The sequence below is a fragment of the Streptococcus mitis genome (assembly GCF_003943905.1).
Lineage (GTDB): Bacteria > Bacillota > Bacilli > Lactobacillales > Streptococcaceae > Streptococcus > Streptococcus mitis_BC.
Window position 1 is genome coordinate 1 of sequence record NZ_RJNS01000015.1, and the last position, 657, is coordinate 657.

Annotated in this window: 1 protein-coding gene; it reads right to left on the reverse strand. The window is 48.4% G+C overall.

All coding sequences use genetic code 11. The annotated features are described in order from the left end of the window. The coding region (locus D8854_RS09720) for a hypothetical protein (protein ID WP_185768093.1) at positions 1-657 on the reverse strand (657 nt) is incomplete at both ends.

A 657-nucleotide genomic window follows, 5' to 3' on the forward strand; every position in this document is an offset into this window, starting at 1 on the left:
TACTGATGTTGAAGCACTTTGACTTGCACTTACAGATGCGCTTGCTGATTGGCTAGCTGATACAGATGCTGAGTCGCTTGCACTTACAGAAGCTGAAGCTGATTGACTAGCTGATACAGATGCTGATTGGCTCGCACTGATGCTTGCTGATACTGATGCTGATGCGCTTTGGCTTGCACTAATTGACGCAGACTGGCTCGCGCTTGCTGAGATAGAAGCTGAGTTCTGGTTGTTAGATGCTGAAGCTGATGCGCTTTGGCTTGCACTAATTGACGCAGACTGGCTCGCGCTTGCTGAGATAGAAGCTGAGTTCTGGTTGTTAGATGCTGAAGCTGAGGCACTTTGACTTGCAGATACAGACGCTGAAGCTGATTGGCTAGCTGATACTGATGCTGATTGACTAGCACTTACTGATGCTGATGCGCTTTGGCTTGCAGATACAGACGCAGAGTGGCTCGCGCTTGCTGAGATAGAAGCTGAGTTCTGGTTGTTAGATGCTGAAGCTGAGGCACTTTGACTTGCAGATACTGATGCTGAAGTACTTTGACTTGCAGATACAGACGCTGAAGCTGATTGGCTAGCTGATACTGATGCTGATTGACTAGCACTTACTGATGCTGATGCGCTTTGGCTTGCAGATACAGACGCAGAGTGGCT